This is a genomic window from Paenibacillus sp. MBLB1832, assembly GCF_032271945.1.
In the GTDB taxonomy this organism is placed as follows: Bacteria; Bacillota; Bacilli; order Paenibacillales; family NBRC-103111; genus Paenibacillus_E; species Paenibacillus_E roseopurpureus.
Genome location: NZ_CP130319.1, coordinates 4,158,871 through 4,175,984, shown reverse-complemented (window position 1 = coordinate 4,175,984; position 17,114 = coordinate 4,158,871). Strand labels below are relative to the sequence as shown.

Below are 17,114 nucleotides of genomic sequence, written 5' to 3'. Positions count from 1 at the left end.
TGACCTTTTTTTATACTTTGAGAACAACATTGTAGGAGGACATCAACATGATCGATAAAGGGGAAATTAGCGTATCAAAAAAGGATAAGGTGACGCAAGTGGATGCTACTTACCATCGTCTTGTAACCCTTAATGATGAACTAACGGAAGCTACGCTTCTTAACCAAATTCTTGATCCCCTTTCCAAATATTACGGCGGTATTCAAGATGAGACGGGGATTGCCCGTGCGAACCATATGAGCACACCGCGTATGATCGCAGGTTGGGCGTGCGCATTAGTGAATCCAGATTCACGTTACTATCATGATCCGTATCTGTTGGGCGCTTTGGACAAAGCGGCAGCCTTCATGTTGAACCGACAACATGCGGACGGAACCATTTCTCTGGGTTCCACGAATTACAATTCCCCGCCAGATACGGCGTTCGTCGTTGGCGGTGTTACGCAGATTTACCAACTGCTAAACAGACATGACTGGGCAGAAGCGGCGCCTGTCGCTGCCAAGCTGGGGCTCTTCTTGGAGCGGACGATCCCTGCCATGCTGACAGGAGGATGTCATACGCCGAATCATCGCTGGGTAATCACGGCTGCATTGTGTCTGCTGCATGAGATTTTTCCGTTGCAAGAACTGTTGGAGCGTGCGGAAGATTGGTTGGCCGAAGGCTTGGACATCACGGCGGATGGCGAGTGGACAGAACGCAGCAACGGCATCTATAACGCAGTCAGCGACATTGCGTTGTTTCATACAGGGCGGTTGATGAACCGTCCCGAATTAATGGAAGCTGTGCGCCGTAATTTGCGCATGATGATGTACTTGATCCATCCGTCGGGTGAAGTTGTTACGGATTACTCCGGTCGTCAAGACTTTGGTCAGACGTTTACCATGGCGAACTACTTTCCTGTCTACCGCTTAATGGCGGCGCATGATAAGGACCCCGTATTTGCTGCGATGGCAGATTATGCGGCTTCTTTCCTCACAGGCTTCCATGAAGGTGTGAACAATCATCCATTGATGAGCGTACTTGTGTACCCAGAAGCGGATATTTCGCAACTGGAGCGTGCGCCGCTGCTGGATCGTTATGTGAAAGTGTTGAATGCACAGCATCCGATCAAGGAACATTTAGAGCAAATTGGCGAAGTCGGCCACAACATGAAGATTGAACACAGCAGCATGCATCTCGCCTACGGCGCGCCCGTCGTTCGCATTCGCGAGCTCGAACAGAGTGTGACGATCATGCCGCTTACGCCCTCTTTCTTCTCGCTGCGCCATGGGAAGGCAAGGCTGCTGGGCATCAAATTGGCTACTTCCTTCTCCCCAGGGATCGTGAAGTTCGATCATTTAACTGCGAATGAAAGCGTGTATACGTTAGGGACTGTGTTGGAAAAAGGGTACAACGGCCCGATTCCTCGTCATCTGCTGCCAGAGTCCAAGGAAGGCTCGCCTTGGTATTTGCTTCCGCATCAGCATCGAGCGATGACCCATTTGCAAAAGCTGGCGTTGCAAGTGGAAATTACAGCAGGAGCTGCTGATTCGGAATGGACGATTCGGGTGAAATCGGATGAGCGTGAGGATGTGTTCGCGCAATTGACGTTTATTTTTGGAAACGAAGGCAGGTTAAGTGGAGACGATATCATCAAAGGAGAAGATGGCAAATACTTCTTCAAGAGCGGTTCCATGCAGTATGACGTTGATGGCGACGTCCTAGAGATCACATCAGGTGCGTATGAACATTTGCTGCCTATGGTGCGTGAAGATCAGCATCCTTCCGGTTGCCAATATGTTCATGTCAACTTGGTAACACCCTATGATCGAACTTTTAAAATCCGTCTGTTATCGAAAGGAAATTCGTTATGACGATGTATTTTAATGAACAAGAGAGTATACATGCCCGTTTAGGGAATGACGATAAGCAAACGTTGAAAGTGCTTGCTGATCGTTACATTGGTGCCAATCCGCCTATTCCTTTCGCGTTCCGAGCTTTTAACCGAGCAGGTATTTTGCAGAATGAGCAGGGGATGTTTGATCTTGATCTAGCGAAAAGATTTCCAGAGGCCAAGCCAGGCCAATTTTCCTATGCCTATGCGTTAGTATGGAGCGATGGCGAACGTAACCTGGACTTATTGTTGAACTGTCTCGGTCCGATTCAGTTCTATTTCAACCACATGTTTACGTATCGATCCAACGTCATGGATGAGCTCAAACCAGATGCCACCGTCAAGCTGAATGTGAACTTCGTGAAGGGCTGGAATCATCTGTTTATCAAAGCGAAGCATACCGCCGCTGGGTTCGGCTGTTTGTTCGGCTCCGATGAAGCGAAGGTGCGAATTCTGAACGTGCTTGCTCCGTTTGCAGAGCGACAAGGTCAAGCAGGTTGGGTATTTTCGCAGCCTATTGATACCGATCTATTTGAGGGAACCTCCATGCCAAATGCGTTTGCCTCCGAGCACGAGAATGGTTTGAGCTGGCTGCCGACGTGTGAGTGGAACGAGAATGAGCTTTCCAAACCTGTATGCGAGCGATTATTTGGTGTTCAGCCTGGCAAGCAAGCTTATGCTTGGACGAAACTGAACAAAACAAGCGTCGGTAAAGACGTCTGTATATTAAAAGGCGAAGCCTCGGGCCTGATGACCGTTTGGCTGGATGGTCAGCAAGTGCTAGAACAAGAAGAAAGCGGCAGCTTTTGCATAGAGGTACATCTCACTTATGGTTCTCATGATCTGTTAGTGCGGAGTGAATGTGGTGTGCAATCGTGGGATTTCACAGTTCAAGCCTCAATTAGCGGAGAAGTTGTACCCCTGAGTGCCCCGCTGCAAGTGCATGGCTCAAACAATCCTTGGTTATATGTAGGTCCATTGGATCCAGACGTTTCGATATATGTAGAGGACTTGGTCAAGACAAATCGTCTTTATTTACAGGACATTTTGTCTGGTGAGATGACGTATTGGCGTTTGGACCGACCTGACACTTGGATTCGTCCTTATTACGAGAATGCCATGCTGAGCAATAAATGGACCGTTGGCAATGTGACGAATTATGCCCGTTGGGATTACCCGCTTGGCGTTACGATATATGGGTTGCTGCAGACAGGCCGCTTACTGAATCGTTCGGATGTCACGCAATATGCGCTTGATCATGTTCAGAGCTGTACGGACATGTTCGAGTATGCGCTTTGGGACAAGGAGCAGTACGGGTTCCCCGCCATTAATCAACAATTGGTTATGATGAAAATGCTGGATAACTGCGGTTCCTTCGGCTCTGCGATGCTGGAAGCTTATCAGGAAGATCAAGATGCTGCTTATATGCCGATCGCCAGACGCATTGCGGACTTCATACTGAATCGCTTAGAACGCAAGGAAGATGGCGCCTTTTATCGTATTTGCGCGGAGGAATATTCAGCGAATACGATGTGGGCGGATGACCTCTACATGAGCACACCGTTCTTGTGCCGCTATGCACGGATTACAGGCAATCAGGAAGGAATTGATGAAGCGGTAAAGCAATTCCAGTTATTCCGCAATTATCTATACATGCCGCAAGAGCGCATTATGTCGCATGTATTCGATTTTAAATATGGGAAGCAAACGGGGATCCCTTGGGGGCGAGGAAATGGCTGGACGCTTTTCTCCTTGACGGAGGTGCTGGAGGCTCTGCCGTCTACGCATGCAGCACGGGAAGATTTGATCGGATTCTTCAATGATCTATGTGGAGGCTACGCAGATCTTCAAGCGGAGAGCGGTCTTTGGCATCAGGTGTTAAATGATCCGGATGCGTATGAAGAAGCTTCCTGTACAGCGATGTTCGCTTATGCCTTTGCGCGCGGGGTACGCTTTGGTTGGCTGCAAGAACCGCAGCGTTTCGTTGAAGCGGCCTTGCAGGCATGGAATGGGTTAACTCGCATCGCCATTGATGCGCAAGGCAATGTACATGGGGTATGCAGCGGATCTCGATATGCATTTACCTCGGATTATTATAAGAAAGACCTGCTTACCGTCACGAATGACAACCATGGAGTGGGTATCATGATGCTCGCGGGAACGGAAGTCGTGAAATTAAAGAAATGGTTGATAGATGCCAATGAGGTTGCACGATGAGTGCCGCCGGCGTGTGGCAAATCAGTCATATGGATTTAATCCTGCGGATGGTATTAGCTGTTGTACTCGGCGGATTGATCGGACTTGAACGGGAGTGGAACAATCATGCAGCGGGCTTTCGCACACATATCTTAGTGTGCTTGGGCTCCGCGACCATCATGTTGCTGTCAGAGTATGGCTTCTCTGATTTTGTCAACGAAGCCAATGTGCGAATTGATCCGTCGCGATTGGCTGCACAAGTCGTAAGCGGGATCGGCTTTCTCGGTGCAGGGGCCATTCTGCGTAATGGCAATGTGATTAAAGGTTTGACGACCGCAGCTTCCGTATGGCTTGTTGCGGCAATAGGACTTAGTGTTGGTGCTGGCTTCATTACGGGAGCGCTAGTTTGTACCTTTTTGGTGCTTGTCAGCCTGTATACGTTGAATAAGCTAGAGAAGCACATCTTACGGCACCGCCGCACACACGTCGTCGAGATCACGATTAATGAGCATCCTGGCTTCCTCAGTTCCCTCAATGCGCGCTTTGGTGAGCAGGGCATCCAAGTGATCAATCTGAAGATGATCCAAGAAAGCGACGCAGCGTTGTCGTCGGATGGGAATACGAGTCCATTACCCGTGATGCATTTGGTTTTCAGTCTTAGATGCCCGAAGCAGGAGAAATTGATGGCCGCTTACGAGCAAATCTCAGCGTTAGATACCGTCGTTAGCATGGAAGCTGCTAATTTCGTCTTTCATAAGCAAGCCGCATAAGGAAAAAGAATCGAGAAGCCGAGAGATGACGTTCATCTCTTGGCTTTTTCCAATTTATACTTAATTTCAAATTGATTAAAACTAAGTGAATCCATCGGATTAAAGGAATTAAATCTTAGGCGATTATCTTGGTTTTCTTTAATTATAGAAGACATAGGTGAAATGTTTATTCCAATTTGGTGTTAAGTGAAGTATAATGGAGACAACAACCGAACGGCAAGGAGGAATCCGCATGCGCAATCATCACTTACATCTTTGTTTGGATATTTTCTGGACGTTTCTCAAAATTGGGCCTTCGACATTCGGAGGGGGATATGCAATGATTCCCGTCATTGAACGAGAGGTCGTCATTAAGCGCGGATGGCTCGCGGAAGATGAAGTCTCCGACATCGTGGCCATTGCAGGGTCTGCCCCTGGCGGTATGGGGGTGAATGCCTCGGCATTCATCGGTTATCGGATGGCTGGCGTTGCAGGCGCTGCAGCTGCTGTGATTGGAATTGCTTTACCGACATTTCTAATCGCACTTGTACTTAGCATGTTACTCATCTTCATGCAGTCTGAACCGAAGGTGGTCGCTGCCTTTAAGGGCATCCATGGCGCGATTATTGGTCTGATCGTCTTGGCCGCATATAATATGGCGCGTTCCGCCATTACGGACAAAACAACCTTAGCAACCGCGATCGGAACCGTCGCAATCCTGTTGCTGCTGCCGATGAATCCAATCTTCATGATTCTCATTGGTTTGTTTATTGGCTTTGTTTTTGTCAAAGTGAAGGAAGCTTTTGGTTTCAAGCGCAGCTTTGATAAACGCAAAGAGAAGACGAACACGTCCCATAACGGCTACGCCTACTATGACTATTTTATTGCGGATGGCATCTAGGGAGGGTGAAGCAAGTGTTAGGGCAATTATTCCTTACTTTTCTAAAAATAGGATGCATGTCTTTCGGCGGCGGTTACGCGATGATTCCACTAATTCAACACGAGGTAGAAACGCATCATTGGTTATCTACCGAGCAATTCGCTCAGAGCGTAGCGCTGGCAGGAATGGCACCTGGCCCGATTGCAACGAATACGGCAACGCTCATCGGCTACAAAGCGGATGGGTTAGGGGGAGCAGCGGTTGCCACGCTGGGGATGGTGCTGCCGTCCTTAGTGATCGTGCTGCTCATTTCCTCTTTTTTCTATAAAATCTATCACAGCCAAGCGGTTCATACGACCTTCTATGGTCTAAGGCCTGTTGTAACAGGATTAATCGTATATGCGGCGATCCATTTTGGCTTTGGTAATCGAGCAGCGGATTTCATGAACTGGCAAGTGACTGTCACGTTGTTCATTGCAGCAGGCGTATTCCTGCTCGTTCATAAGTACAAATGGCATCCGTTGGCGACGATTCTATTGTCTGCCCTAGTGGGAATTGCTATATTTAGCTGATAGGCAACTTGCAATCGCTACCGCGTAGCAGTAAAACACGCCAGACAACTCAACAGGCAACACTGGCTTTCGTTGTGCGGCGGATGCGGTATAGCGGGAGTCCAAAGAATGAAAAAAGCAGTATTCCTTCACATGAGGAATGCTGCTTTTTTCCTTTACTTACGTCTCGCTCGTATAAAACGGCCGTTTGCTCTTGAGAAACGCAAAACTTTGTGGAACATTTTTTTCTTTTTCAATTGGTTGAAAATAAAAGGGTCTGGTGCCGTGTTGACTTCTAATACCCAAGGCTTCAAGCGCGTATCGACGCCAATGTCCACACCAATTTCTTTGAGTCCAGGATAGCTCATCTGGTAATGTTTCGCAATTCGATACCCTAAATTTCGTAGGTGATGGATATACGCTTTTTTCTTCTGACCAGTGAAATAGGAACCGAATAATAGCTCTAAGGGGAGCGGTCTTCCGCTATTATGAAAGTTCGTCACGATTTTTTTGGGATGCGCGACACGCCCGATATACCCCGTAGATTCCCAACGTCTCTGCGCGTTTTTTTGAACCATAATACGTACATCAAAGATGCGACGTTGATGGGTCAAAAGATGAATGCCTTGCTGTACGAGATAGGATCTGTTTAGTTTGACTTTGTTCAATGCAGCGAATAAGGCTTGATAAGTTCCAAATGACTTCGCTGCTTTACCTGCTTGGAAGCGGTATTGATCCGATTTCTCAACCCGGATAACACCCTGTCCGAAAGAGCCGTTGATCGGTTTCACATACACCATCTTATATTTCTTTAACATAAGCAACAGGTTACGTTGATTGTATAATCTCGTTTCTGGGACATAAGTACGCAGTTTTTTATTTCGTAACAGCACCTTCGTTTTCACCCATTTACTTGAAACAGTTCTTGCTCGATTCATCGTCATAACAGCACCTTTACTTAGAAATTTGAGATGCGTTTCTATAGAGCCTCCTTGGTATCTTATTCAAAAAGTTGTTATGAGAGTTGGAGAGGAGTCTACTAGGAAAATTAAATTTTAAGATACATCTTCTCATTTTTTTCTCATCTTCACCTTGTAAAGTGATTGTAAATTCGGCGTAAGTCGAAATGAACATTTTTCGAAAGGATGAAGAAAATCATGAGTTTTGCAGAGGTAGATTATCACTTGTTCCAATACATTAACCAACTAAGTAATAATCTTTCTTTTTTGAATCCAATGATGTGCAACTTGGCAACAAAAGCAGAATATGTCTTCTATTTGGGGGTTGTTGTGTATTGGTTTACAAGACAAAAAGCGAACCGAGATATGGTTGCAAAGTCGTTACTATCGGCTAGCATCGCCTTAGGATTAAGTGGAATGCTGGGTCATTTCTTTTACAGAGATCGTCCCTTCGTCACACATGAGGTCCTGCAACTGATCCCACATCCTGCGAATGCGTCATTCCCAAGTGATCACGCAACTGCGGCTTTTGCCATCGCGGCTTCCATATGGATGTATCGAAGAAAAGCAGGAACTTTCTGGTTCGTTCTAGCGGCAAGTATTGCTTTTTCCAGGGTTTGGACAGGTGTACATTATGTTTCTGATGTTATGGCAGGAGCGATCATTGGGATCAGTGTCGCATGGACGGTTCATCAATTAAGTCACCGCTACGGCTGGCTATCTAAAGGATTGAACGGGATCATTCATGTCTATGAACATGTTGAATCGAAAATATGGCATAGGAAAGAAACGAAGCAAGGATGAAATTAATACAAAAACCTTCAATTCTTTGATGAATTGAAGGTTTTTTTGCGCGGGAGAGCAATGATGACCTCTGTTCCCTGGTTCCGTTCACTCTTCATTTGAATGGTCCCTTGGTGTAGTTCGACAATTGATTTCGCAATGGCTAACCCTAGGCCAGAACCGCCTGTTTGCCGACTTCTGGAACGGTCAACGCGATAAAATCGTTCGAAGATGAAGGGTAACTCATCGGAAGGAATGCCTATGCCGTCATCCAAAATACGAATATAGAGATGGGAAGGATGACTTTCAAGATGTACGTCAATTCTCTGCTTTGCATATTTCAACGCATTATCCAAGGGAATTAACAAGAGCTGATGGATTTGTAGTCGGTCAGCTTCTATTTCTAGAATTGGACTAGGCGTAAACAGCCGAATTTCTTTCGTACTGAGTGGCTGAAGCAGCTGAATCGTCTCTCTGCATAAGGAAACTAAATCAAAGACACTAAGCGAAAGCTTCGATTCATGATCCAATTCGGCCAGTTCGAGCAATTGATACGTTATATGTTTCATTCGTATACTTTCGGCATGAACAGCGGCAATCGCTTCGGTACACAGGTCAATCTTCTCATATCCCCATCTCTGCAGGAGGGAGGTATAGCCTTCGATGATCGTAAGTGACGTCTTGAATTCATGCGAAGCATCGGAAATAAATTGCCTTTGTTTCCTCATACTCATCTGGATCCGTTCCATCATATGATTAAATGTATCCGCCAGATGGTAGAGTTCATCTTTCGATTTTCGATTCATAGGCAGTTTTCGAATCTCCATACTGGTTTCAATCTCTTTCATGATCGTAATCATGCGCGAAAGAGGGGAGAATAGTAACCGAGCTAATAACAAACTTCCTGATATGGAAATGAATATGGCCCCTAGGGCTACTAGACATGTGATCATGATGAGGTGATATAAGCTTTGCTCTAATTCTCGGGGTTCGGAGATGATTTCCAAAGTCCCGACGATTTCAGTTCCGCTCGTAATCGGGGATCGAACAATGATGATCGCTTCGTCTTGAAACCGATCCAGATAAGCCTGCGGCGTATTCATGAATTGCGGAGGGAAAGCAGCGAATTCATTCGAATTTGAAACTTGATTTCTCACCGCAGAAGACGGATCAATGGTGCGTATCAGGGTGTGATTCGGGAGATAGGCGTTTAGTAGCGGGTTATTCTCCATTTGAAGTAAATCCATCGAGGAATTATGGCTGATGATTTCATTCGCTGTTTGTTGCAGGCTTTCGATTTCTTCTTCAATCTCATATTGCGAATAAAAATAATAAATCACAAAGAAGAGGGGGATTAAAATACTAGCTAACAAGCCGAAGGACAACAGAAAAGCTTTGGTTTTGATTTTCATATCGTCTACATCTCCAAGATGTAACCAGCGCCGCGAATGGTGCGAATCGTCGGAGAAGTGGCTTGTAACTTTTTACGGACATAGCGAATATAAACATCGACCAGATTGGAATTCCCCAGAAAAGCATACCCCCATACATCACGCATGATCTGTTCGCGGGTGAGAATTTCATTCGGATGTTCTATAAAATAAAGCAGTAGTTGAAACTCTTTCGGTGTTAAATCAACCTTAACTCCGTTCTGTAAAACCTCTCTTGTACTTAAATTTATTTCGGTATCCTTTAAGCAATAGATGATGGGTACGTTCTTGGCATGGTCTTTATTGGTCATTCTAGGCAAAGCAGTATAGCGAATGCATGCGCGGATGCGAGCTAGCAGCTCTTCCATATGAAAAGGTTTCGTCACATAGTCCTGCCCGCCGAGGTCAAGCCCATTCACAATATCGGCGGGAGTACCAGAGGCCGTTAGGATAATAATCGGCGTTTTTTGGTTGATTTTGCGGTAAGTGGATATGAAATCAAAGCCGTTCACTCCAGGCAGCATGATATCTAGCAGAATGAGATGCCAATCGGCGTTCAATGCTTTCATTAAACCCGCGGAACCATCAAAGGCTAGCTCGACTGAATAACCCGCATGAAGGAGTTCTAATTGAAGGAGCCTCGCAATTCTCTCTTCATCCTCAATGACGAGAATGCTCTCTGTCATAATGACCACTCATTTCCATATCTGTCCGTGATAGCTCATACCCTGCATCTTATGCCTTTAGAAAGTTGAAGGTTCGTTTTGTTAATGTTGATATAAGCTTACTAATTTACGAGCCGTTGCTCGCCAACTGAATTTTCTCATGACATCTTTTCGAGCCTGTCGAGATAGTCTATTGGCCATGGCACGATTCTTGGCGAAGCTGATCATTTTTTTGGAAAAAGCCTTTGGGCTGCGGTAATTCGTTACTAAAAGGCCATTGCGCTGATGCTTAATGATCTCTGGAATACCGCCGTTTCTGGAGGCGACGGTTGGCAGGCCGGAAGCCATCGCTTCAACATTGACCAAGCCGAAGGCTTCATGACCTTGTGATGGACATACGAAAATATCTCCAGACCGATAAAATCGGGGCATTCCACTTCGCGAAACATACCCGCTGAAGGTCACAGGTATTCGTAATGATGCGGCTAACTTTTTCAAATAAGCCTTGTAGCCTGGTTTGCCAGTTCCGCCAGCAATCTTCAGACTTGCAGACGGTATGGCTTTTCGGACAAGCTGCGTAGCCCTCATAAGAACGGGTATCCCTTTGCGAGGAATCAGTCTACCTGCGAAGAGGATAACGAAACGACGAGAACTGCTCGAGCGTTTCACCGATTTGGGTCGGAATTGATGAATATCTACACCCAAATGCACGTAACGAACTTTATGAGCGATGCTAGGGAAGTTTCGTTTCAGATGATTTTGCAAAGAAAGGCTGTTTCCTACAATCAGATCAGCACGTGCGAGGTCAATACGAGCTTGTTTCTTAGATGTCATGGGTGGGGATATAAACGTCGTTGAGTGTAAAAAAATAGAAATACGTGTGGAAGGGAAGGCATTTTTCACGGCATGTACGAATGTTGGGCGATTATCAATTTGGATATGATCGTAATGCTTTCCTTGGATTTTTTTGATCACATTCGATAAATAAGTCTTCTTATTCTTACCTGGTACCCGAATAATGGTGACATGACCGAGGACACTTTTCTTCGGGTAGTTGGGACGCCAGCGGCTTATAATGGTGACTTTATGTTTAGATGATATTTGTCTAGCAATTTGATAAATACAATGCTCAACGGACCCGCCGACTGGCGGTGGAACAGGAATTTGCTCAGGAGCAATAATCAGCAAATGCATTAGGATGATTTCACCTCTCTGTTAAATTGGAATTCACCTGTTCATAGTATGCAAGACAAGCTGATAGAGAGTGATATTTCAGTCTACACGGCTCATTAATTTTTTCTCATTTCTCATTGTATTCTCATGAACAAACTTTATAGTAATTTGGCAGAGGGAATTCACTAAGGGGGGCATTTTATGGAGAAACCAATTCTTCAATTGATAAATTTGACGAAGCGGATTGGGAATAAAGACATTATAACTAACTTGAATCTTGCAGTGCCTCGAGGCGAAATATTTGGATTTCTAGGGCCAAACGGTGCGGGAAAGACGACGACCATTCGAATGATGGTTGGACTAATGAGCATCTCGGAAGGCGATATTCTGATAGATGGGCATAGTATTACACGGAACTTTAATAAAGCGATTATCAAAGTCGGGGCCATTGTTGAGAACCCTGAAATGTACAAATATTTAAGTGGTTATAAGAACTTGATTCATTTTGCTCGCATGGTGCCGGGTGTTACGGAAGAGCGAATTCAAGAAGTCATTCGACTAGTTGGTTTAGAAAATCGAATTCAGGATAAAGTCAAAACGTATTCGCTCGGGATGAGACAAAGGTTAGGGGTTGCGCAAGCCTTGTTACACAAACCTTCCCTGCTCATTTTAGATGAACCTACGAACGGACTTGATCCAGCGGGGATCAGAGAGTTAAGGGATTACTTGTATAAATTGACGCGAGAAGAAGGCATTTCTGTGCTTGTATCGAGTCATTTGCTTTCGGAGATGGAACTGATGTGTGATCGCGTAGCGATTATTCAAGCGGGGAAATTAGTTGAGGTACAGTCCATAAAGGACTTAATGCATGAGGGACTCCATAGTTCGGTTACTTTCGAAGTGGACAAGCTGGATGCAGCTGTACAGACACTTACAGATTTCCCAGAGGCACAAGCGAAGCAGGCGGAAGACGGATTAGCTTGCTGGTTGGACAGAGAGCAAATCGCAATCGTGGCTGAACGGCTGATGAAAGCGGGTATCAAAATTTATGGGATTAGAAAGAACTCCCCTACTTTGGAAGATAAATTCTTGAAAATGACGGGTGGTGAATCCATTGGTTAATCTGCTCTTAAATGAAAATATGAAGATCTACCAACGATTGCGTACTTGGTTGTTAATTATTGGTCTCGTTCTGACGATAATATGCTTTTTGATTGCCCAGCAATACAGTGTGAAGCCTACACAAGTGGCCGATGCGAATTGGAAGGTCAATATGCAGCAGCAGATTCAGAATGACACCCAGCAACTGAATAATATGAACAGGGGTCCTGAATGGAAGACGCGAATAACCTCGCGTATTAATGTGTATCAATATCACATTGATCATAATATTCCACCTACGGAGGAAACGCTCTGGGGGAACATGCTGAATGCTTCAAGTCTGATGATTGTGGTCACATTGATGACGGTTATTATTGCAGCTGATAGCGTGGCAGGTGAATTCACCGATGGGACCATCAAGCTGCTGCTTATACGACCATCATCACGCTCCAAAATTCTTCTATCCAAATATATTTCTGCCTTTACGTTCTCGATTTTATTATTTGTCATTTTATTTGCTACAGCCTTCTTAGTATCAGGCATCTTACATGGTTTTAAGGACATGAGCGCTCCGTATGTTTACGCATCAGCGATACAATTGCTCATGAAACCAGCATTGTGAAGCATGCCATTAGCACTTATCTATACCAATGTATTCAAATGGTGATGGTTGTCACAATGGCCTTTATGATCTCTACCGTATCACGCAGCAGCTCGATTGCCATTGCGCTTTCAATCGGGATCATGTTTGCTGGGACAAGCATCGTAGGCTTCTTAAGCCAATATAAATGGGCGAAATACTACTTATTTGAAAATACAGATTTAACACAATATTTGAATGGTGCTCCCAATATTGTCGGCATGTCATTATCTTTCTCGGTCAAGGTTATTATCCTGTATTTTGTTATTTTCAATGTATGCACATGGCTTGTTTTTAGGAAAAAAGATGTAACAGCGTAACGCTTATGTAATAGCCCTGTTAGAGCTCCTTTTAGATTGGTTTTCCATATACCACTGAAAGATCCAAACACTGAAAGTGAACCAAAATCCGCTGGCGAAATAGGCACCAACAATATCACTCGGATAATGGACACCTAGATAGATCCGGCTAATTCCAATCATGAGAATCATACTAATACTGGTCAAAATGACCGCCGTTCGGCCGCTTCTGGTAGGGACATGCCGCCAAAGTAGGAAAGCAAGTGCAGCATACAGCGCAAAGGCTTCCATGGAATGACCGCTGGGGAAACTGTATCCCGTTTCTTGAATGAGCCTGTGAAGGGACGGTCGATCCCTGTGAAAGCTAATTTTCAGGAGCTGATTCAATATGGCAGTGCCAGCAACAAGGGCTGCAAAAAGAACTAATTCTAATCGGTGATGAAGATATTTGAAGAATAGAAATAAGCAGCATAATGTAATGACGATGACAACAGGCGTAGAACCGATGAAAGTAAAACATTTCATGACGGAAGTCAGCCATGGTCTTTCCATTCCTTGAATTGCAGAGATTACGCTGGTGTCAAACTTTGCAATCCATTTCCCTTGTAACAGGGATGCCACTGCGGTAAAGCAAAGGACACAAAGTAGGCTTAGAATAAGGAACATAGTAACTTTAATTTTTGAATTCATCATCAAGAGTCTCCAAATCACTGGTCGTATATGGTGAAAATAGTATAGCTAATTTATGCTGTGAATATGTAAGGAGAGATAGGCGATGAAGATTTCATCATTAAACCAAGTGAAACAAATAGCTGCTAAGGTTCCAGAAATTACGCTTTATTTTTGGATTACGAAACTGCTAACGACTGGCATGGGCGAGGTTGCCTCCGACTATTTATTCGAACATCTGAATCCATTCATTTCAGCACCGCTTAGCGTTCTTATTTTCGTTGCAGCCATGATCTTGCAGTTCAAAGTTCGTAAATATGTGCCAGGTGTCTACTGGCTAGTTGTTGTCATGGTCAGTATTTTTGGTACGATGGCCGCGGATGTTGTACGTGTTGGACTCGGAATTCCATATCTTGTTTCGACCATTTTCTTTGTGGTAGCACTTGCAGTAATCCTCTACACTTGGTTTTCTAAAGAAAAAACACTTTCTGTACACAGCATTGTCACAACACGCCGTGAGATTTTCTACTGGCTTACAGTCCTAACAACGTTTGCGCTTGGTACCTCAGCTGGAGATATGACTGCGACGAGCATGCACTTGGGCTACTTCTCTTCCGGTTTACTGTTTACTGGCATACTTGTCATTCCAGCGATAGGTTACTTTTTGTTTGGCATGAAAGAAATTTTCGCTTTCTGGTTCGCTTACATCTTGACGCGCCCTGTAGGAGCCTCGTTTTCTGATTGGTTATCAGCCTCACAAAGTAATGGCGGAATGGGCTTTGGCAGCGGGGTGGTGAGTCTTGTATTAACCATTTTTATTATCATCCTTGTCGTGTTCCGAGGAGGTTCTCCCGCCCAATCGCAAGATACGAAAGTGGATGCTAAGGTTGCATAAACGAATCGAGGACCTGCCTGTTTAGGCAGGTTTTATGTATTTTCATTGTTTTCTCATATACTTCACTTATAGTAAGGAGAATAGTACGTGAAAGGAGATGCCGCCGATGAAGCGCGTATTACTTATAGAGGATGAAAAGAACTTGGTTCGTTTTATCCAGTTAGAACTCGAACACGAAGCTTTTGAGGTAAGGCCTGCTTACGATGGTAAAACAGGTCTTGAACTAGCGCTCCAAGAAGAGTGGGATCTGATCTTGTTAGATATCATGCTGCCTGGCATGAACGGAATTGAGGTGTGCCGCCGTATTCGTGCGGTCCGAAAGACACCCATTCTCATGCTTACCGCAAGAGATAGTGTGGCGGATCGGGTATCTGGCTTAGATTGCGGGGCAGACGATTATATTCCCAAGCCCTTCGCTATTGAGGAGCTGTTGGCACGCATAAGAGCCGTCTTCCGACGCATGGAACTGGAGGGGAATGCGCAACATGCGCAGCTTACTTTTCAACATATTACCGTGGATCTGGATGCCAGATTGGTTTATAAAGATAACCAGCTCGTTGAATTAACGAAACGCGAGTTTGATTTACTCGTGATGTTTATGAAAAATCATCATCTTGTCCTAACCAGAGATATGCTGTTGGACCAAGTATGGGGCTTTGATACGCTCGTGGAAACGAATGTCGTCGATGTATATGTCAGGTACTTACGCAATAAGCTAGATCATTCAGGTGAGACTAGCTGTATTCAAACTGTGCGGGGAATAGGATACGTGATGAGATGAAAGGTCGCTTAATGAGGTTTATTCGAACACTCCCTATCAAGTGGAAGCTTATGCTAGGCGCATCGTTGCTGATTTTCCTGCTGTTTACCTCCTACAATTTCGCGCAATATTTAGTGCTCAAGCAGTGGATGTTGGAGAAAGAGAAATCTCAAATTCAAGTGAATATGATGCAGCTTCAAGATTATTTCCAGGAAAAGCTGACGACGGCGAATGACATCCAAGTGAATGAGAGTCAACTGTATATTGAAAAAATGATTGGCAGAAATCAATTCGTTCGTATTCTCGATAAGGAAGGAAAGCCAATTGTAACGGTTGCCAGCCATTTCGGCGTTGGATGGATAGAGCCGCGTACGGTCAACGTGCCCGAGCTTTACGATACGACACATAAACAAGATCATATTCTCATCCATCGCAGTCCGTTAGTTACGGACAAATTTGTAGGAACAATCGAGCTGGGCAGCAATCTCGAAACGTTCGATCATTTCAGCGAAACCTTATTATGGGTGATGGTGGTTGGCGGTGTATTAGCCGTATTCATCAGCGCAATCAGCGGTTTAGCGATTTCGCGGCAGTTTATGCGCCCCATCCGCGCATTGGCATCTACGATTCGCAGTGTGAAGGAGAAAGGGCTTTCGGAGCGTGTAACCGATGTGCAAAATGGCGACGAGTTGTCTAGCCTGGCAAAACTATTCAATGATCTGATGAATCAACTCGAGACGTCATTTCTACAACAGAAACAGTTTGTTGAAGATGCCTCGCATGAGTTAAGGACGCCGATCACGATTGTGGAAGGCCATTTGTCCTTATTACATCGCTGGGGAAAATCCGATCCTGCAGTACTGGATGAATCCTTAGAGGCTTCGCTTCAAGAAGTAAGAAGGTTGAAAAAACTAGTTCAAGAGCTGCTAACTTTAACGAAAGTGGAAGCGAATAGGCTGAGTGAGAATAGTACGCCACTTCAATTGGCCCCGCTCATCCAGGAAACGCTGAAACGATTCGAAGCCCTTAATCCTGAATTTCAATTTGTATCGAACACGGAAAATATCCATGACGTCATGTTAGTCATGAATCCCCTGCATGTGGAGCAAATTTTAATGATTATTTTGGATAACGCTGTGAAATATTCCCTTGAAACGAAGCGGATTGATATCCACGCGATTCTCTTGAAGCAGGAAGTTCAGATCATCATAGAAGATCATGGCATCGGAATTCCAGAAGCGGATCTGCCATTCGTATTTGACCGTTTCTATCGGGTCGATAAAGCGAGAAATCATGAGATTGCAGGTACAGGACTTGGGCTTGCCATTGCCAAACAGCTTGTTATGAATGTACATGGAAAATTAACGATTACAAGCATAGAAACACAAGGTACCCGTGTAGAGCTGACACTCCCCATTTACCAAGTATGACGGCTAAGTTTCTCATCTTCCTCTCATATTTCTCTTGTAAAGTTAGGGCGAAAGGTGGTTG

17 protein-coding genes and 1 pseudogene are annotated in these 17,114 nt (G+C 44.9%); 13 read left to right on the top strand and 5 right to left on the bottom strand.

The window, feature by feature from the left end; translation table 11 throughout:
• Positions 1–47: 47 nt before the first annotated feature.
• From MJB10_RS18630 to MJB10_RS26800, 6 genes and pseudogenes are all read left to right on the top strand, one after another.
• Positions 48–1,853 (top strand): hypothetical protein, encoded by a 1,806-nt coding sequence (locus MJB10_RS18630; RefSeq protein WP_314797097.1) that lies wholly within the window; start codon positions 48–50, stop codon positions 1,851–1,853.
• A complete protein-coding gene (locus tag MJB10_RS18625; protein ID WP_314797095.1) occupies positions 1,850–4,090 on the top strand; it encodes a glycoside hydrolase family 88/105 protein in 2,241 nt (746 codons plus the stop codon). The genes MJB10_RS18630 and MJB10_RS18625 overlap by 4 nt, the downstream gene beginning before the upstream one ends.
• Positions 4,087–4,839: an MgtC/SapB family protein gene (locus MJB10_RS18620; RefSeq protein ID WP_314797094.1), complete on the top strand. Its 753-nt coding sequence runs from the start codon at positions 4,087–4,089 to the stop codon at positions 4,837–4,839. Before MJB10_RS18625 ends, MJB10_RS18620 begins: the two co-directional genes overlap by 4 nt.
• A 232-nt stretch (positions 4,840–5,071) precedes the next feature.
• On the top strand, positions 5,072–5,719 hold the full coding sequence (locus MJB10_RS18615) for a chromate transporter (protein ID WP_314797092.1): 648 nt from the start codon (positions 5,072–5,074) through the stop codon (positions 5,717–5,719).
• Between the two features lie 14 nt (positions 5,720–5,733).
• On the top strand, positions 5,734–6,270 hold the full coding sequence (locus tag MJB10_RS18610) for a chromate transporter (RefSeq protein WP_314797090.1): 537 nt from the start codon (positions 5,734–5,736) through the stop codon (positions 6,268–6,270).
• A gap of 9 nt (positions 6,271–6,279) precedes the next feature.
• Positions 6,280–6,364, top strand: a pseudogene (locus MJB10_RS26800) (SUMF1/EgtB/PvdO family nonheme iron enzyme); the annotation flags it as partial.
• A gap of 61 nt (positions 6,365–6,425) precedes the next feature.
• Here the strand turns inward: MJB10_RS26800 and MJB10_RS18605 are convergent.
• Positions 6,426–7,193: a YheC/YheD family protein gene (locus MJB10_RS18605; RefSeq protein ID WP_314797089.1), complete on the bottom strand. Its 768-nt coding sequence runs from the start codon at positions 7,191–7,193 to the stop codon at positions 6,426–6,428.
• A 213-nt stretch (positions 7,194–7,406) separates the two neighbouring features.
• Between MJB10_RS18605 and MJB10_RS18600 the strand changes: the two genes are divergently transcribed.
• On the top strand, positions 7,407–8,012 hold the full coding sequence (locus tag MJB10_RS18600) for an undecaprenyl-diphosphatase (RefSeq protein ID WP_314797087.1): 606 nt from the start codon (positions 7,407–7,409) through the stop codon (positions 8,010–8,012).
• Positions 8,013–8,029: 17 nt separating this feature from the next.
• Here the strand turns inward: MJB10_RS18600 and MJB10_RS18595 are convergent, their stop codons facing one another.
• The 3 genes from MJB10_RS18595 to MJB10_RS18585 form a co-directional block, all read right to left on the bottom strand.
• Positions 8,030–9,403: a HAMP domain-containing sensor histidine kinase gene (locus tag MJB10_RS18595; RefSeq protein ID WP_314797085.1), complete on the bottom strand. Its 1,374-nt coding sequence runs from the start codon at positions 9,401–9,403 to the stop codon at positions 8,030–8,032.
• A gap of 5 nt (positions 9,404–9,408) precedes the next feature.
• Complete coding sequence (locus MJB10_RS18590) at positions 9,409–10,107, bottom strand: response regulator transcription factor (RefSeq protein WP_314797084.1); 699 nt, start codon at positions 10,105–10,107, stop codon at positions 9,409–9,411.
• 81 nt (positions 10,108–10,188) lie between these two features.
• Entirely contained in the window at positions 10,189–11,280 is a 1,092-nt protein-coding gene (locus MJB10_RS18585; RefSeq protein ID WP_314797083.1) for a glycosyltransferase family 4 protein, read from the bottom strand.
• 180 nt (positions 11,281–11,460) lie between these two features.
• Here MJB10_RS18585 and MJB10_RS18580 point away from each other — a divergent pair, with 180 nt between their 5' ends.
• From MJB10_RS18580 to MJB10_RS18570, 3 genes are read left to right on the top strand one after another with little or no spacing between them, the layout of a single operon-like run.
• Positions 11,461–12,381 carry an ABC transporter ATP-binding protein gene (locus MJB10_RS18580; protein WP_314797082.1) on the top strand — a complete coding sequence of 307 codons (921 nt, stop codon included), beginning with the start codon at positions 11,461–11,463 and terminating at the stop codon, positions 12,379–12,381.
• Complete coding sequence (locus tag MJB10_RS18575; RefSeq protein ID WP_314797081.1) at positions 12,362–12,982, top strand: ABC transporter permease; 621 nt, start codon at positions 12,362–12,364, stop codon at positions 12,980–12,982. The genes MJB10_RS18580 and MJB10_RS18575 overlap by 20 nt, the downstream gene beginning before the upstream one ends.
• A complete protein-coding gene (locus MJB10_RS18570; protein ID WP_314797080.1) occupies positions 12,979–13,320 on the top strand; it encodes a hypothetical protein in 342 nt (113 codons plus the stop codon). The genes MJB10_RS18575 and MJB10_RS18570 overlap by 4 nt, the downstream gene beginning before the upstream one ends.
• Positions 13,321–13,323: 3 nt before the next feature.
• On the opposite strand, the gene MJB10_RS18565 is transcribed toward MJB10_RS18570, so the two are convergent.
• Positions 13,324–13,824: a phosphatase PAP2 family protein gene (locus MJB10_RS18565; RefSeq protein WP_314797079.1), complete on the bottom strand. Its 501-nt coding sequence runs from the start codon at positions 13,822–13,824 to the stop codon at positions 13,324–13,326.
• Between the two features lie 250 nt (positions 13,825–14,074).
• On the opposite strand from MJB10_RS18565, the gene MJB10_RS18560 reads away from it, so the two are divergent.
• From MJB10_RS18560 to MJB10_RS18550, 3 genes are all read left to right on the top strand, one after another.
• Positions 14,075–14,863 (top strand): COG4705 family protein, encoded by a 789-nt coding sequence (locus tag MJB10_RS18560; RefSeq protein WP_314797078.1) that lies wholly within the window; start codon positions 14,075–14,077, stop codon positions 14,861–14,863.
• Between the two features lie 106 nt (positions 14,864–14,969).
• A complete protein-coding gene (locus MJB10_RS18555; protein ID WP_314797077.1) occupies positions 14,970–15,644 on the top strand; it encodes a response regulator transcription factor in 675 nt (224 codons plus the stop codon).
• Positions 15,641–17,053: a HAMP domain-containing sensor histidine kinase gene (locus tag MJB10_RS18550; RefSeq protein ID WP_314797075.1), complete on the top strand. Its 1,413-nt coding sequence runs from the start codon at positions 15,641–15,643 to the stop codon at positions 17,051–17,053. The genes MJB10_RS18555 and MJB10_RS18550 overlap by 4 nt, the downstream gene beginning before the upstream one ends.
• The last annotated feature ends 61 nt before the right edge of the window (positions 17,054–17,114 follow it).

Bases quoted from the DNA above. Each gene is read 5' to 3' on its own strand.
- MJB10_RS18555 (WP_314797077.1), top strand. From the start codon at position 14,970: ATGAAGCGCGTATTACTTATAGAGGATGAAAAGAACTTGGTTCGTTTT.
- MJB10_RS18595 (WP_314797085.1), bottom strand. From the start codon at position 9,403: ATGAAAATCAAAACCAAAGCTTTTCTGTTGTCCTTCGGCTTGTTAGCT.
- MJB10_RS18630 (WP_314797097.1), top strand. From the start codon at position 48: ATGATCGATAAAGGGGAAATTAGCGTATCAAAAAAGGATAAGGTGACG.
- MJB10_RS18625 (WP_314797095.1), top strand. From the start codon at position 1,850: ATGACGATGTATTTTAATGAACAAGAGAGTATACATGCCCGTTTAGGG.
- MJB10_RS18580 (WP_314797082.1), top strand. From the start codon at position 11,461: ATGGAGAAACCAATTCTTCAATTGATAAATTTGACGAAGCGGATTGGG.
- MJB10_RS18560 (WP_314797078.1), top strand. From the start codon at position 14,075: ATGAAGATTTCATCATTAAACCAAGTGAAACAAATAGCTGCTAAGGTT.
- MJB10_RS18615 (WP_314797092.1), top strand. From the start codon at position 5,072: ATGCGCAATCATCACTTACATCTTTGTTTGGATATTTTCTGGACGTTT.
- MJB10_RS18565 (WP_314797079.1), bottom strand. From the start codon at position 13,824: ATGAAATGTTTTACTTTCATCGGTTCTACGCCTGTTGTCATCGTCATT.
- MJB10_RS18620 (WP_314797094.1), top strand. From the start codon at position 4,087: ATGAGTGCCGCCGGCGTGTGGCAAATCAGTCATATGGATTTAATCCTG.
- MJB10_RS18605 (WP_314797089.1), bottom strand. From the start codon at position 7,193: ATGACGATGAATCGAGCAAGAACTGTTTCAAGTAAATGGGTGAAAACG.
- MJB10_RS18550 (WP_314797075.1), top strand. From the start codon at position 15,641: ATGAAAGGTCGCTTAATGAGGTTTATTCGAACACTCCCTATCAAGTGG.
- MJB10_RS18585 (WP_314797083.1), bottom strand. From the start codon at position 11,280: ATGCATTTGCTGATTATTGCTCCTGAGCAAATTCCTGTTCCACCGCCA.
- MJB10_RS18590 (WP_314797084.1), bottom strand. From the start codon at position 10,107: ATGACAGAGAGCATTCTCGTCATTGAGGATGAAGAGAGAATTGCGAGG.
- MJB10_RS18600 (WP_314797087.1), top strand. From the start codon at position 7,407: ATGAGTTTTGCAGAGGTAGATTATCACTTGTTCCAATACATTAACCAA.